Source organism: Ohessyouella blattaphilus (genome assembly GCF_024721265.1).
GTDB classification, from domain to species: domain Bacteria; phylum Bacillota; class Clostridia; order Lachnospirales; family Lachnospiraceae; genus Aequitasia; species Aequitasia blattaphilus_A.
In genome coordinates this window covers 106,162-121,829 of sequence record NZ_JAMXOC010000001.1, presented here as the reverse complement: position 1 = coordinate 121,829, position 15,668 = coordinate 106,162, and the positions used below count along the sequence as shown (strand labels likewise).

12 protein-coding genes are annotated in these 15,668 nt (G+C 45.6%); 7 read left to right on the top strand and 5 right to left on the bottom strand.

The features are described 5' to 3' along the window. Positions 1-39: 39 nt before the first annotated feature. Positions 40-1,644 carry a CTP synthase gene (locus NHH16_RS00470; protein WP_262067633.1) on the bottom strand — a complete coding sequence of 535 codons (1,605 nt, stop codon included), beginning with the start codon at positions 1,642-1,644 and terminating at the stop codon, positions 40-42. A gap of 175 nt (positions 1,645-1,819) precedes the next feature. On the opposite strand from NHH16_RS00470, the gene ftsH reads away from it, so the two are divergent. The 4 genes from ftsH to NHH16_RS00450 are packed head-to-tail and all read left to right on the top strand — an operon-like array spanning position 1,820 to position 7,536. Further along, positions 1,820-3,763: an ATP-dependent zinc metalloprotease FtsH gene (gene ftsH / locus NHH16_RS00465; protein WP_262067632.1), complete on the top strand. Its 1,944-nt coding sequence runs from the start codon at positions 1,820-1,822 to the stop codon at positions 3,761-3,763. Further along, positions 3,744-5,606, top strand: a complete 1,863-nt coding sequence (gene uvrC, locus NHH16_RS00460) for an excinuclease ABC subunit UvrC (RefSeq protein ID WP_262067631.1) — start codon at positions 3,744-3,746, stop codon at positions 5,604-5,606. Before ftsH ends, uvrC begins: the two co-directional genes overlap by 20 nt. A 51-nt stretch (positions 5,607-5,657) precedes the next feature. Beyond that, entirely contained in the window at positions 5,658-6,587 is a 930-nt protein-coding gene (hprK, locus tag NHH16_RS00455) for an HPr(Ser) kinase/phosphatase (protein ID WP_262067630.1), read from the top strand. A 16-nt stretch (positions 6,588-6,603) separates the two neighbouring features. After that, a complete protein-coding gene (locus tag NHH16_RS00450) occupies positions 6,604-7,536 on the top strand; it encodes an ROK family glucokinase (protein WP_262067629.1) in 933 nt (310 codons plus the stop codon). A 61-nt stretch (positions 7,537-7,597) separates the two neighbouring features. On the opposite strand, the gene NHH16_RS00445 is transcribed toward NHH16_RS00450, so the two are convergent. Continuing rightward, complete coding sequence (locus tag NHH16_RS00445) at positions 7,598-10,120, bottom strand: transglycosylase domain-containing protein (RefSeq protein ID WP_262067628.1); 2,523 nt, start codon at positions 10,118-10,120, stop codon at positions 7,598-7,600. 102 nt (positions 10,121-10,222) lie between these two features. Here NHH16_RS00445 and NHH16_RS00440 point away from each other — a divergent pair, with 102 nt between their 5' ends. Further along, positions 10,223-10,867: a YigZ family protein gene (locus NHH16_RS00440; RefSeq protein WP_262067627.1), complete on the top strand. Its 645-nt coding sequence runs from the start codon at positions 10,223-10,225 to the stop codon at positions 10,865-10,867. 45 nt (positions 10,868-10,912) lie between these two features. Here NHH16_RS00440 and hpf read toward each other — a convergent pair whose 3' ends face one another. The 3 genes from hpf to typA form a co-directional block, all read right to left on the bottom strand. Next, positions 10,913-11,452, bottom strand: a complete 540-nt coding sequence (hpf, locus tag NHH16_RS00435) for a ribosome hibernation-promoting factor, HPF/YfiA family (protein WP_262067626.1) — start codon at positions 11,450-11,452, stop codon at positions 10,913-10,915. Positions 11,453-11,536: 84 nt separating this feature from the next. Beyond that, positions 11,537-12,433 (bottom strand): phosphatase PAP2 family protein, encoded by an 897-nt coding sequence (locus NHH16_RS00430; protein ID WP_262067625.1) that lies wholly within the window; start codon positions 12,431-12,433, stop codon positions 11,537-11,539. After that, a complete protein-coding gene (gene typA / locus NHH16_RS00425) occupies positions 12,434-14,257 on the bottom strand; it encodes a translational GTPase TypA (RefSeq protein WP_262067624.1) in 1,824 nt (607 codons plus the stop codon). It abuts the gene before it with no gap. A 137-nt stretch (positions 14,258-14,394) separates the two neighbouring features. Between typA and NHH16_RS00420 the strand changes: the two genes are divergently transcribed. Both NHH16_RS00420 and dapB read left to right on the top strand, forming a co-directional pair. Continuing rightward, positions 14,395-14,793, top strand: coding sequence for a GtrA family protein (locus tag NHH16_RS00420; RefSeq protein ID WP_262067623.1), 399 nt, complete (start codon positions 14,395-14,397; stop codon positions 14,791-14,793). Positions 14,794-14,907: 114 nt separating this feature from the next. After that, complete coding sequence (gene dapB / locus NHH16_RS00415) at positions 14,908-15,660, top strand: 4-hydroxy-tetrahydrodipicolinate reductase (protein WP_262067622.1); 753 nt, start codon at positions 14,908-14,910, stop codon at positions 15,658-15,660. Positions 15,661-15,668: the final 8 nt, after the last annotated feature.

The following is a 15,668-nucleotide window of genomic DNA, read 5'->3' as shown; positions in this document are numbered from 1 at the left end:
AAAACAGGACAGCCGCAGCTGTCCTGTTTTTTTAGAATACTATTTTTTGTTTTTCAGAGCGGCTTCGACGAAACCTTGGAATAGCGGGTGAGGACGGTTTGGTCTTGATTTAAGTTCAGGATGAGCCTGAGTTGCCAAGAACCAAGGGTGATCCTTTAATTCGATCATCTCTACAATGCGACCATCCGGTGAGAAGCCGGAAAGTAACATTCCTTTTTCTTCTAATTCTTCCCGGTAATCATTATTCACTTCGTAGCGATGGCGATGGCGTTCGCTGATTTCTTTCTGGCCATAAAGTCCGTAAGCCTTCGAACTTTCATCTAAGATACATGGATAAGCCCCTAATCTTAAAGTGCCACCGATATTTTCAATGCCAATTTGTTCTGGCATGATATGAATCATCGGATGAGTAGTATCTGGCTTTAATTCAGCCGAATGAGCATCGTGGTAACCAATTACATTGCGAGCAAACTCGACGATGGCAAGTTGCATGCCTAAGCAAAGACCTAAGTAAGGAACTTTGTTTTCCCGGGCATAGGTGATGGCGTGAATTTTACCATCAATACCCCGGTCGCCAAAGCCGCCAGGAACTAAGATACCGTTGACATCTCCTAGAAGTTCGTCCACATTATCGGCAGTCACTTCCTCAGAGTCAATCCATTTGATATTTACGGTAGAGCGGGTAAAGATACCCCCGTGCTTGAGCGCTTCTACCACACTGATATAAGCGTCGTGAAGCTGAATATACTTCCCAACGAGAGCAATCGTTACTTCCGTCGTGGGGTGCTTTAAGTATTCTACCATCTCTTTCCACTCCTTTAGATCAGGAGTCGGGTTATCTAGCTTTAAGCACTCGCAGATAACGCCAGCGAGATTCTCTTCCTCCATGGCGAGAGGTGCTTCGTACAGATACTCTACATCCAGGTTCTGCAGAACGTGAGAAGTAGGTACGTTACAGAAAAGAGAAATCTTGTCTCGCAGCTCTCTATCTACCGGATACTCGGAACGACATACAATCACATCTGGTTGGAGACCCAGTTCTTGCAGGTCCTTAACGCTAGCCTGGGTCGGCTTCGTCTTCATTTCCTGAGAAGCTCGGAGATAAGGGATTAAGGTTACGTGGATTAAAGCCACGTTCTCCCGGCCCTTCTCGTGCTGAAATTGTCTAATAGACTCAAGGAAAGGTTGGCTTTCCATGTCGCCCACCGTACCACCGACTTCGATAATGGCAATCTCCGTATCCTTTGTAGCAGGATTACGGTAAAAACGGTCCTTAATCTCGTTGGTGATATGGGGAATTACCTGAACGGTACCCCCACCAAAGTCTCCACGGCGTTCTTTTTGGAGAACGGACCAATAAATTTTTCCAGTGGTCACATTGGAATTCTTACTTAAATTCTCATCGATAAAACGTTCATAATGGCCCAAGTCAAGGTCGGTTTCCGCGCCATCGTTGGTCACGAACACTTCGCCGTGTTGCACCGGGTTCATTGTGCCCGGATCGATATTGATATAAGGGTCAAATTTTTGCATGGTCACCGTATACCCCCGGGCCTTTAATAATCGGCCTAAAGAAGCCGCGGTAATGCCCTTTCCTAATCCTGAAACCACTCCCCCTGTTACAAACACATATTTTACTGACATACGAGCCTCCTTTTAATTAAATAAATACCTACAAATTATACCGTAAAGCGGCAAAAAAAGACAGTACTATTTCGATACTTTTCCCGAGTTTTTGACTTCACAGTCTTTTCATAATGTTTTAATTGATTTTGAACCGCCTAAAACCTATAATTAGAGGGACGAATAGGAGGAGTATATGGACAATCAGAACAATCCCAATAATAAAAACAACAAAGGTGATCAAAATCCCCAAGGACCAAACCGTAATAATATGATGTTTATCCTGTCGGTAATGGCAATCACCTCGATTATTATGCTCGTGCTGTATTCCTTTAGAGGAAATGTGTCGGCAGAGCAGATAACGTATGATGAGTTTCTTAGTAAGGTAGAAAAAGGCGAGGTGGCAGAAGTCGTCTTTGAAAGTGACAAGATTATAATTAAAGGTGTTAAAGACAAGGATAAGGGGACCCAACCTGAGTTTTACACAGGTAGAATCTATGACGAAGATTTAATACCTATGCTTAAAAAAGCCAAGCCGAAGATTAAGATTGATGGTGAGATTCCTGATACCTCCTCGGCCATGGTATTAAACTTATTGATGACTGCTATTCCCATGGCTATCTTAATCGGCATAACCATTTGGTTCGTCCGCAAGATGTCAAAAGGCGGCGGCATGATGGGCGTTGGCAAAAGCAATGCCAAGATGTATGTGGAGAAGACCACCGGCGTCACCTTTAAAGATGTGGCTGGTCAGGATGAAGCGAAGGAAAGCCTCCAGGAAGTGGTGGATTTCTTACATAACCCCAGTAAGTACACAAAAGTTGGAGCCAAGCTACCAAAGGGAGCCCTGTTAGTGGGACCACCCGGTACCGGTAAGACCTTGCTAGCCAAAGCGGTAGCCGGTGAAGCAGAAGTGCCTTTCTTTTCTCTATCAGGTTCGGCCTTCGTAGAAATGTACGTGGGTGTAGGTGCTTCTAGGGTCCGCGACTTATTTAAGCAAGCTCAGCAGATGGCGCCATGTATTATCTTTATCGATGAAATCGACGCTATCGGTAAAAGCCGTGACAATCAGTACGGCGGCAACGATGAGCGAGAGCAAACCTTGAACCAACTTTTAGCAGAGATGGATGGCTTTGAAAGCAATAAGGGACTGGTTCTTCTAGCGGCGACGAATAGACCAGAGATTCTCGACCCAGCGCTTTTAAGACCGGGACGCTTTGATCGCCGGATTATCGTAGAAAAGCCAGACCTGAAAGGCCGAGTAGATGTGCTTAAGGTTCATTCAAAGGATGTAAAGATGGATGAAACCGTGGACTTAGACGCTATCGCTTTAGCGACTAGCGGTGCGGTAGGTTCAGACCTTGCCAACATGATTAACGAGGCAGCGATTAACGCCGTTAAGCATGGCCGCGGAGCTGTTTCTCAAGACGATTTATTTGAAGCGGTAGAAGTGGTCTTAGTAGGTAAAGAGAAGAAGGACCGGGTTATGAGCCAGGAGGAGCGAAAGATCGTCTCTTACCACGAGGTAGGACACGCTCTTGTAAGTGCGCTACAAAAAGATTCGGAACCGGTACAGAAGATAACCATTGTTCCTAGGACCATGGGAGCTCTTGGCTACGTTATGCATACGCCAGAAGAGGAGAAGTTCCTAAACACCAAGAAGGAGCTAGAAGCCATGCTAGTAGGGATGTTAGCCGGTCGGGCAGCTGAGGAGATTGTCTTTGATACGGTGACCACTGGAGCCTCTAACGATATCGAACGGGCGACTGGTATTGCCAGGGCGATGATTACCCAGTACGGTATGAGTGAGAAGTTCGGTCTGATTGGTCTAGAATCTGTCCAGAACCGTTACTTAGACGGACGGGCGGTACGTAACTGCGCAGAAGAGACCGCTGGGGAAATCGATAAAGAGATTATGGCCAAGCTAAAGGATGCCTACGAAGAAGCGAAGCGTCTGCTGACGGGACACCGGAAGACTATGGATGAGATTGCCGACTTCTTGATTGAGAAAGAGACAATCACCGGAAAAGAGTTTATGGAAATTTTCTACAAAGCCGAGGGTATCGATCCGGATGAGAAGCAAAAAGAAAAAGAACGTATAACCGAGAAAGAAAAAGTTGATGAAGAACCCATCGTTTGATATACCAGAAGAGTTAAAAAAGCTACCGGCCAAGCCGGGCGTATATCTGATGCATGATGAAAGTGATGAAATCATCTATGTAGGTAAGGCCTTGAGTCTTAGAAACCGCGTACGTCAGTATTTTCAGAGTAGTCGGAACAAGGGTGCCAAGATAGAGCAAATGGTTACCCATATCCGTCGCTTTGAATACATCGTTACCGATTCTGAGGTCGAGGCCTTAGTTTTGGAGTGCAATTTAATTAAGGAACACCACCCGAAGTACAACACCATGTTGATGGACGATAAAGGGTATCCCTTTATTAAAGTCACGGTACAAGAGCCCTTCCCCAGGATTATGCTGGCGCGGAAGCTGGCCAAGGATAAGGCCAAATACTTTGGCCCTTACACCAGTGCTGGCGCGGTCAAAGATACCATAGAACTGATGCGTAAGCTCTACTTTATTAGGGACTGCAACCGTAAGTTACCTAGGGATATCGGCAAGGAAAGGCCGTGCCTTTACTACCATATCCACCAGTGTAAAGGTCCTTGCCAAGGCTATATTTCCGAGAGTGAGTACCGGGAGTACGTTGACCAGGTTCTCAGTTTCTTAGGCGGTAAGTACGACGATGTTCAGGAGAAGCTTAAAGCCAAGATGGAAAATGCTGCCCAGGAGTTGAACTATGAATTAGCGGGAGAGTACCGGGACTTACTAGCTAGCGTCAGCAAAATTGCCCAGCGCCAGAAGATTACCGATACGAAAGGTAGCGACCGGGATATCCTAGGAATTGCTAGGGACGCCGGTGATGCTGTAGTCCAGGTATTCTTTATCAGAGGCGGGCGCTTAATCGGTCGGGACCACTTTTACTTAAAGAATGGGGCCGGTGATAGCGAAGGGCAGCTCCTATCTAGCTTTATTAAGCAGTTTTACGGCGGAACGCCCTTTATTCCTGGCGAGGTGATGCTGCCAACAGCGGTTGCTGATCAGGAAGTGATTGAAGAGTGGCTTAGCTCTAGACGGGAAGCCAGGGTGCACCTAATCGTGCCGCAAAAGGGACAGAAAGAGCGGTTAGTCGAACTGGCTACGAAGAATGCTAGCTTGATTTTGAACACCGATAAAGAACGTTTGCAGCGAGAAGCCGGGCGGACGATTGGAGCGACGAAGGAGATTGCAGGGCTTCTAGGCATTCCTCACTGCGACCGTATCGAGGCGTATGATATCTCCAATATTAGCGGTTTTGATAGCGTGGGCTCCATGGTGGTCTATGAAAAGGGGCGACCGAAGCGCAACGATTACCGGAAGTTTAAGATAAAAGGCGTAGAAGGGGCCGATGATTATAAGAGTCTGGCCGAGGTTTTAGGTCGGCGTTTTCGTCACGGCTTAAAGGAGCAAGAAGAAGGCAGAGGCGCCCCCCAGACAGGGAAGTTCGATACCTTCCCAGATCTGATTATGATGGACGGGGGAAAGGGACAAGTAGGTATAGCTCTGTCGGTGTTAGCTGAACTGGATTTGCAGATTCCAGTTTGCGGGATGGTGAAAGACGATAAGCACCGGACGCGAGGTCTGTACTATAACAATGTGGAGATTCCTATTCCTAAAAACAGCGAAGGTTTTCGCTTGATTACCAGAATTCAGGACGAGGCTCACCGCTTTGCCATTACCTTTCACCGGGATTTGCGCAGCAAGGGACAGGTGCACTCAATTCTCGATGATATTAAAGGCGTCGGTCCTGCTAGGCGCAAGGAATTGATGCGCAGCTTTCAAAGTATCGATCAGTTAAAAGCGGCCTCGGTGGCTGAGTTGACGAAACTTCCGGGAATGAATGAAAAAGTCGCCCAGGAAGTCTATGATTTTTTTCACGAATAAAGTATAATGATGAACGTAAGTGATCTTAATTAGAAGGAGGCACCACATTTTATGGATAGAGTAGTAAAGTTAAAGAAAATCATCGACAAGATGAAACTTAAAAATTTAACGCCAGAGGTAGATATTGCTAATATCTCCGTCGGCGTTCCTGACATTAACCGCCCGGCGCTACAGTTAACCGGTTTCTTCGAGCATTTTGATTCCGAACGAGTTCAGATTATCGGTCACGTAGAGGAGACTTATCTGGGGGGGCTACCGGTAGAAAAGCGAGAAGAAATGTACGATAAGCTCTTTTCCTATCAGATTCCGGCGATTGTGTTTACGAGAAATCAGGAGCCGGAAAAACGCATTTTAGAAAAGGCTGAGGCCGCCGGCATTCCTGTTTTACAGACAGAAATGCCCACTTCAGAATTTACAGCAGAGATTATCCGTTGGCTAAACGTACAGCTAGCACCAAGGATTTCGATTCACGGTGTGCTGGTGGATGTCTATGGCGTAGGTGTCTTGATTATGGGCGAGAGCGGTATCGGTAAAAGCGAAGCGGCCCTTGAGTTAATCAAAAGAGGGCACCGCCTGGTAAGCGATGATGTGGTAGAGATCCGTAAGGTAAGCGATGAAACTTTAGTGGGTACGGCACCAGAGATTACCCGCCATTTCATCGAGCTACGAGGAATCGGCATCGTCGATGTTAAGACGTTATACGGCGTTCAAAGCGTGCGCGAGACCCAGAATATCGATCTGGTTATTACGTTAGAGGACTGGGATAAAGACAAAGATTACGACCGTCTAGGCCTAGAGGAGCAGCATACCGAATTTTTAGGTAATAAGGTAGTATGTCACAATCTACCGATTCGTCCAGGACGTAACCTTTCCATTATCGTGGAAACAGCAGCTGTAAATCACCGTCAGAAGAAGATGGGCTATAACGCAGCAGAAGCGCTTTATAAAAGAGTACAGGAAAACCTGTCAAAAAATAGTTAGGGAGGAATAGGATACCATGAGACATTGTTTCGGGGTTGATATTGGTGGAACCACAGTAAAAATCGGCTTCTTTGCCCAAGATGGGACCCTAATAGACAAATGGGAGATAAAGAGCCGCACAGAAAACGGCGGTGAGAATATCTTGCCGGATATTACGAAATCACTGAATGATTATTTAACAGAAAAGAATTTGGATAAAAAACGCATGATGGGAATTGGCGTAGGCATTCCCGGACCCGTTAATAAGCAAGGCATCGTTCAGCAAACGGCCAACCTAGGTTGGGGTTATAAAAATATTAAAGCGGAATTCGAAGAGCTTTCAGGGATGAAGGTGAGAGTCGAAAATGACGCTAATGTAGCTGCTCTTGGCGAAATGTGGAAGGGTGGTGGTGATGGTTATGGTAATCTAGTCCTTATTACCCTAGGTACTGGTGTTGGTGGCGGTATCCTTGTGGGCGGTGAGGCCGTTGTCGGCGAGCACGGCGGTGGCGGTGAAATCGGCCATATGCAGGTGAATCCTTACGAGAAAGAAGTCTGTGGCTGTGGTCGTCGGGGCTGTCTTGAGCAATACGCTTCGGCTACCGGGATTGCTAGGCTAACCAGACGTCGTCTTGAAAAAGACGATTCTCCGTCAACACTTAGAGGCGGAGAAATTTCGGCCAAGACGGTCTTTGACGCCATGAAAGAAGGCGATGTCGTCGCTACAGAAGTGGTGGAAGAATTCGGAAGCTACTTAGGTAAGGCGATTGAAACCATTGCGGTTATCATTGATCCTCACATCGTCGTAATCGGCGGTGGGGTTAGTAAGGCTGGTGAGATTCTCTTAGATTACGTTAAGAAGAATTTTAGAAAAGAAGCCTTCTTTGCTAATAAAGAGCTGAAGTTTTCTTTGGCAAAGCTAGGCAATGATGCCGGTATTTATGGCGCTGCCAAGTTGTTTATAAACTAAAGATAGGTTAAAAAGAGGCACTAGAGCGAAAGTTTACTCTAGTGCCTTTTAATGAGTTTTATTAAGGGGTAGTGCCGCCTTCTGCCGGTGGTTCGGTAGTGCCGCCACCAGTATCGCCGCCATCACCCGTGTTACCTCCGGTATCGCCGCCATCGCCTGTGTTGCCTCCAGTATCACCGCCATTGCCAGTATTGTCTGTTGGGGTTTCACTATTGCTGTCGGAGCTTCCCGTACTTGGGGTACTCGGGGCTACGTAGTGGCCGCTACATACTTCTGTTGGTGCCGTGTCTTTGGCAAACCATTCGGTTATGACTGAGCAACCGGTACCAGCTAGCTTGCCAGTGATGCGACATACGCTTAGCTGTTCTACTGAAGCAGGTGGATCAAAGCCGAGAGGAGCCAGCCCTTCGTGAATACGATTCATAATGCTAGTCCAAATCAGCGGGTTAAAGTTATATGGCATATGTTTATTTTCGTCAAAACCAACCCAAACGGTACAGGTATAATACCGGGTAAAACCAGCAAACCAGTAATCCACGCTATCATCCGTGGTTCCTGTCTTTCCAGCAACGGCCATATCGCCCATACTATAGGCGGTTCCTGTACCATCTTTAACGACAGATTCCATGGCGCTTGTTAGTAAATAAGCAGTGCTATCTTTAATGGCTTGATGTTGTTCGCCAGTACCGTCTAAAAGGAGATGGCCATCCATGTCCAGAACCTTAGTATAAAGGGTCGGGGCGTTGTAGACACCGCCGTTAGCGATAGCCGCAAAGGCAGAGCATACTTCGTAGTTGCGTACCCCCTTTGTTAGTGAGCCTAAAGGTAAGCCGCCGGTCAGATCAGAAAAGACTTCTCCGTTAATTACCTCTGATTCAATCAAAGTAGTAATACCGAGTTTTTTAGCATAATCAAAGGCAACAGGTAAGCCCACCTTTTCGGTGATTTTATAAGCTACCGTATTGATGGATTCGTTAATGGCTGTACGTAGGGTTACGCTTCCTAAGTAACCGGAGTAAGCGTTCACCAGAGTAGTGCCATCAGATTTTTTAATAGCCTCGTCCTTTTCAACAGTCGAGAGGGTGGACATTCCCGTATCAAAAGCGGGCGCATAGGCGGTAATAATCTTAAAGACGGAACCAGGTTGTCTGGTGGTATCTTTATACGCTCTATTTAAGCTTTGGCTAGACGATTTCTCGCCACGGCCGCCCACAATCCCCTTAATCTGTCCGTTTGTCTGGTCGATTACAGTTACGGAAGCTTGAGGTTGAGGTGAGATATTAACCCGTTCGTCGTACGTATCACCGTCTCTCGCAACGGTGGCCTTCCATTGGTCGATTACCACTTGGGCTTCTTCAGGCGAAGAGAAAATCAACCCGTAGGGTCTTCCTAGTACTCCTTTAGAGAAATTGAAGATATGACCGCTACTATAGTTCTCTACAGTACCGTCGGCCCGGTGGATAGTACACAAGTAATCGAGCCCGTATTCGACGGCAGCCGGATAATTCGCGGCATTATTCATTTCTTGTTCACACACACCTTGGACATGTAAGCTTTGGGTAGACTGAATATTAAGGCCGCCACCGTAGAGCATGTGATAAGCCTTAGCTTGTGAATAGCTCAAATTAGTCTGTAAATCCTCAAGAATCTGTTGGGACAGGGCGTCCACAAAATAGCTGTTTGGCGAAGTGACTTGAGCAGAATAATTCTGCTGAATCCTAGCGTAGACATCGTCAGCTAAAGCTTCGTCATAGGCCGCTTTTTCAATATAACCCTGGGCTAACATTTTATCGAGAATGATTTGACGTCTGGCCTTGTTTAAGTCGGGATTGGTAATCGGGTTATAACGGGTAGGGTTTTGTGTAATCCCGGCAATTACCGTAGCCTCTGACAGGGTGATATCCTTAACGTCCTTGCTGAAGTAGGTCTTGGAAGCGGTCTGAACGCCTAAGGCATTTTGACCTAAGTTAACGGTGTTCATGTAGCTTTCGAGAATCATATTCTTATCCATCTCTTTTTCAATCTTTAAGGATAAGTACATCTCTTGGATTTTACGTTCTACTTTTTCGACTTTGGACTCGCCCTCAGCAAACTCAGGAAAGACCATGTTCTTAACTAACTGCTGGGTAATGGTACTACCACCACCGCCGTCAAAGCTTCCGGACGCGAGAACCGATACAGCGGCTCTTAAGGTACCCTGAGGATCCACACCCTTATGCTTATAGAAACGCTCATCCTCGACAGCCACAAAAGCGTGCTGTAAGTCGGCAGGAATCTCGTCGATGGTGCGGTAAATCCGGTTAGAGCCAGAAGTAACAAAGCGGTCAATCTCCGTGGTGTTATCATCAGCGTAAGCGATGGAAGTAAAGTTTTGGGGTTGCACATCTTTTGGCGTGATTTCTGGGGCGTCATCGATAATCTTCTTTAAGAAGATACCACCGCCGATTAGGGTAGCGATGCCGACGAATAATATAATCAATAAAAAGGCCTTAAAAAGTCGAACGCCGACACGCTTTTTCTGCCGGGTTGATTTTGAAGCCACGCGTTTTTGTTTTTGTTGGGTTTTTTTGTTACTATAGTTCATAATAAGTATACCCTCCTTCACAGTATTAAATTATAACATAAAGGTTAGGGTGGGAAAAGCTAATAATTTTCGTTAAAGTAATAAATAGAGGAGAATGTGCAGATGGAAAAGAAGATTTTATATAATGGGGGACAAGGCGAGGTGATCGAGAAAAAGTCCCGTTTTATCGCCACTACTTATCCGGTTAAGACGGAAGAAGAGGCCCTTAAGTTTATCGGGGAGATAAAGAAAAAGTATTGGGATGCTAGGCACAACTGTTACGCCTTCGTCTGTGGCGAGAACAATGAGCTTCAGCGCTTTAGTGATGATGGCGAGCCAAGTGGTACTGCCGGCAAGCCGATTTTAGAAATTCTCTTGAAAGAAGAGGTGCACGACGCCCTGGTCGTGGTAACTAGGTACTTCGGAGGTGTGTTGTTAGGGGCCGGCGGCCTTGTAAGAGCGTACTCAAAGTCAGCGAAGGCGGGTCTTGATGCATCGGCGGTAGCGGTTAAAAGAAAGGGATGGATGGTAGAAATTATAACTAGCTATCAAGATCACGGTAAAATTAAGAACGCCATAGAACTAGGAGAGTATTCGCTTTTAGATACCGAGTTTTCCCAGGACGTTTGCCTTAAGCTAATCGTTGCTACGGATAAAGTCTCAGAGTTAGAAAAACTCACCGCCAATTTAAGCAGTGGAAAAGCGGAGTTTACCTTAGGGGATGCGTGCTGGTTCGTAGAGAGCGAAGGGAAAGTTGTGGTATTATAAAAGGGCCATCGCTTGCGCGAGTAGCCCTTGTTTTTCGTATTTAGTTTAGTTGAACTCCGGTTCGATTAACCCGAAAGTTCCGTTCTTTCTTTTGTAGACTACATTTACTTCATCGGTCTCAGCGTTACTAAAGACGAAGAAGTCGTGTCCGAGAAGCTCCATTTGAATACAAGCATCTTCTGGGAACATGGGCTTAATGCCAAAGCGTTTCGTTCTAACGATTTTGATGTCGCCGTCGTTCGTATCATCGGCATCAGAATCATTGAAGAATTCTTGCTTAAAGCTACCGCTATCCCGGTGCTTCTCTACTAATTTATTCTTGTATTTACGTAGCTGACGTTCGATCACTTCTTCAACTAAGTCGATGGATACATACATATCGCTGCTGACTTGTTCGGAACGAACGATACTTCCTTTTACAGGAATAGTTACTTCGATTTTTTGCCTTTCTTTTTCTACACTTAAGGTTACGATAACTTCGGTTTCAGGAGTAAAATACCTTTCCAGCTTCCCCAATTTGCTTTCTACGGCTTCTCTTAAGCCGCTTGTTACTTCGATGTTTTTCCCACTAATAATAAATTTCATGGCGTCCAACTCCTTAAATAGATATTTCAGATATGTCTGACAAAGAGGTTCTAAAATCATGATTTATCTGATATATAGAGTATATCATGAATGTTTTCGTTTGTTAAGATAAAATTTGAAAATGAAAGGATAGAAAAAGATAATCCATAGTATCAAGACAAAGTAGGCAGAAAAGACAAAAGCTGGGTTCCCTTTAGGGAGTAATCCTAGGACTACTTTTAGAAGAGCAGTCGTAAGGAGACCGACGCCTAACTTTAATCCTTGTAAACTAAGCTTAGGACAGCGGGTACTAAATTTTAGCTTCGTACGCTCCAAATACCAACCAAGGGCGAAGCCTGTTCCCGCCCCGGCGGCCTTAAAAGCATCTAAAGCGATTGTCAAATCCAAACCTGGCCTAGTGGCCAGAATAGAGGCATAGATTAAGACACCTAAGGAAAGGATAAAAAGTCCGAGGGCGACCTTCTTGGTGTGCTTGTACTTTAAAAGGGTGTAGCGCTTATACCAAATGATAAAGGCTACTACTAGGGAGAGGGTCATCGAAACAAGCACGTCTTTGGGGGTGTGAACACCTAGGTACATTCGTGAAAACCCCACTAGTAAGAAAGCGCAGGAAAATACTATTTTAAGCCAGCGTTTTTGAGTTTTTAAAGCTAGGTTCGTATAAAGAGAAGTGGCACCCTGGGTGTGGCCACTGGGAAATGAATAGCCAGTGGCACCAGGGAGAGCGCTTTCAACCGCCTTAAAGTTCGGATCAAGAATCCAGGGCCGAGGTATGCGAAAGGTAATCTTTAACGTCTGGACAAAGAGTCCAGCGACGAAGTAGTTAAGCGCTAGCAAGTAGGCAAAGCGCTTATTCACGCACCAGTATAAGGTGCAGACGACACAGATAATCACCAGTTCTTCACCGAAGAAGGTGATTCCTTGCATAAGCACATCGAGGATCGGTATTCGGATTTTCTCTAAGGTCTGGAGGAAGTTCATCTATTTTTTGACTCTCTTTCGCATTTTGGCATCTAAAATCTTCTTCCGGATTCGTAAGTGGGTAGGGGTTACTTCTAATAGTTCGTCGGTCTCGATAAAGTCCAGGGCTTCTTCAAGGCTTAAGATTTTCGGCGGGCTAAGTCGCAGGGCATCATCAGCACCTGAGGATCTGGTGTTGGTCAGATGCTTCGTCTTGCAGACGTTAACCTCGATATCTTCGGCCTTGGCATTTTCACCAATAATCATGCCCGCGTACACTTTCTCACCTGCCCCGATAAAGAGAACGCCTCTTTCCTGGGCGCTGAAGAGGCCATAGGTGACGGCTTCGCCGGTTTCAAAGGCGATTAGCGAACCCAGCTTCCGGTAGGAGATATCGCCTTTATAAGGAGCGTATCCTTCATAAGCCGTATTGATAATCCCGTTTCCTTTGGTATCCGTTAGGAATTCGCCGCGATATCCGATTAAGCCACGAGCGGGAATGGCAAACTCGATCCGGGTGTAGCCACCGTTGGAAGCGCTCATGTTTCGAAGCTCCCCTTTGCGCATACTAAGCTTTTCGATAACGGCACCGGTAAATTCGTCGGGAACGTCGATGTAAGCCACTTCCATTGGTTCTAAGAGCTTATCGTTCTCGTCTCGGCGGTAGAGGACTTCGGCTTTACTGACGGCAAATTCATAGCCTTCTCGGCGCATGTTTTCGATTAAAACAGATAAATGAAGCTCGCCACGACCGGACACCTTAAAGCTATCGCCGTTTTCGCTTTCTTCCACCCGCAAGCTAACATCGGTATTCAGCTCTCTAAAGAGGCGCTCCCGGATATGCCTGGAGGTAACAAATTTGCCCTCAAGCCCGGCAAAGGGACTGTCGTTTACTAAGAACTGCATGGCAATCGTCGGTTCCGAGATTTTCTGGAAGGGGATTGCCTGGGGATTTTCGGGAGAGGCGATAGTATCGCCAATGGAGATATCGGCAATGCCAGAGATGGCAACAATAGAGCCAATGCTGGCTTCCTTTACATCTACCTTATCCAAACCGTCAAATTCATAAAGTTTGTTGATGCGTACTTTTTCTACTCGTTCAGGATCGTGAGCGTTGACCACTACAGCATCCATGCCCACCTTGATTACGCCGTTATCCACCTTCCCAACGCCGATACGACCTACATATTCATTATAGTCAATGGTGCTAATCATCACTTGGCAAGCAGCGTCGGGATCGCCAACGGGCGCAGGGATATGTTCTAAAATCGCCTCAAATAAAGGCTTCATATTCTTGTGATCGTCTTCAAGCTCTACAATTGCGTAGCCGGACTTGGCAGAAGCGTAGACCAAGGGGAATTCAATCTGCTCATCATCGGCATCAAGGTCGATAAAGAGCTCGAGGATTTCATCGATAACCTCTGTCGGCCGAGCCTCCGGGCGGTCAATTTTATTTACGCAGACGATAACGGGAAGCCCTAGTTCTAACGCTTTTCTAAGGACGAATTTGGTCTGGGGCATAGCGCCTTCAAAAGCGTCTACCACTAAGACCACCCCGTTGACCATCTTTAGGACTCGTTCAACCTCACCGCCAAAGTCGGCGTGACCGGGAGTGTCGATAATATTGATTTTAGTATTTTTATAAGTAACCGCTGTATTCTTCGAAAGGATGGTAATACCCCTTTCTCTTTCGATATCATTAGAGTCCATCACCCGCTCTCTAACTTCTTGATTTTCTCTAAAAACGCCGCTTTGCTTTAATAGCTCGTCTACTAGGGTTGTCTTACCGTGGTCGACGTGGGCGATAATAGCTATATTTCTAATGTCTTCTCTTTGTTTATTCATTTTAACCACCTTCTATGTTTGAATCGTTAACTAATGTAGTCTAGCACAAATGGAAGCAATAATAAAGAAAGTATTGAAAATCCGTATAGTTACCGCTATAATTGTTTGGTTGAAGCTAGCTTAAGAAAGAGGTATGTATGAAAAAGTTAATTGGACAAATTATCAAATTTGGTCTGGTCGGAATTATTTGTTTTTTTATCGATTATGGAGTAATGATTTTTTTGAAAGAAATAATTGGAGTTAATTATTTGCTTTCATCTGGGATTTCTTTTTCTATCTCTGTTATTATTAACTATATCTTAAACATGAAGTATGTTTTTGTATCTGAACCTGGCCGTAATAAGTTCGTGGAGTTTTTGATTTATTTGATTCTAAGCGTAATTGGTCTAGGTATTAACCAACTGGTAATGTGGCTAGGTGTAGACAAGCTGGGAATTAACTATATGTTTGTTAAAATTGGCGCCACAGCCATTGTGATGGTTTATAATTTTATTACGAGAAAACTTTTTTTGGAAAAGAAAGAGAAGAGCGAATAGTTATTGGGGATACCTATTTTGTTGAGGAAACTTTACAAATATGGTATCCTTTTTATTATGTAATTGCCGAGCGCAAATTCGATATCAATCAGGAAAAACACGGGAGGAATTAAGATGGTAAGAGCAATAATGCACGGTTGTAACGGGAAGATGGGTCAGGTTATCACGGGACTTGCACAGGATGACGAAGGGATCGCTATCGTTGCGGGAGTGGATCAATATACGGAACAAAAGAACGATTACCCGGTCTTTAAGAGCCTTGCGCAGTGTGATGTGGAGGCCGATGTGGTTATCGATTTTTCAAATGCTGCAGCTGTTGATGCATTAATTAGCGACTGCGTGGCGAAGAAGATACCGGTCGTTCTCTGTACTACCGGACTTACAGAAGCACAGCTAGAGAAGGCTGCTGCAGCAGCAAAAGAAGTTGCCGTTCTTAAATCCGCTAATATGTCGCTGGGAATCAATTTGCTCCTTAAGCTAGTGAAAGAAGCGACAAAGGTCTTGGTTCCTGCAGGCTTTGATACGGAGATTGTGGAAAAACACCATCGCCTAAAGGTAGATGCCCCTAGTGGAACGGCCCTTGCTCTGGCAGACTCCATCAATGAGGAATTGAATAATGAATATGCCTATAACTACGATCGTAGCCAGGTGAGAGAACCACGAAAAAAAGAAGAAATCGGTATTTCGGCGGTTCGCGGGGGAACGATTGTGGGCGAGCACGAAGTAATCTACGCCGGTCCTGATGAAGTAATCGAATTTAAGCATACGGCGTATTCAAAAACGGTGTTTGCTAAAGGGGCAGTAGAAGCAGCAAAATTCTTAGCTGGCAAAGCCCCAGGTCGCTATGGCATGGAGGATGTAATCTAGGAGGATGT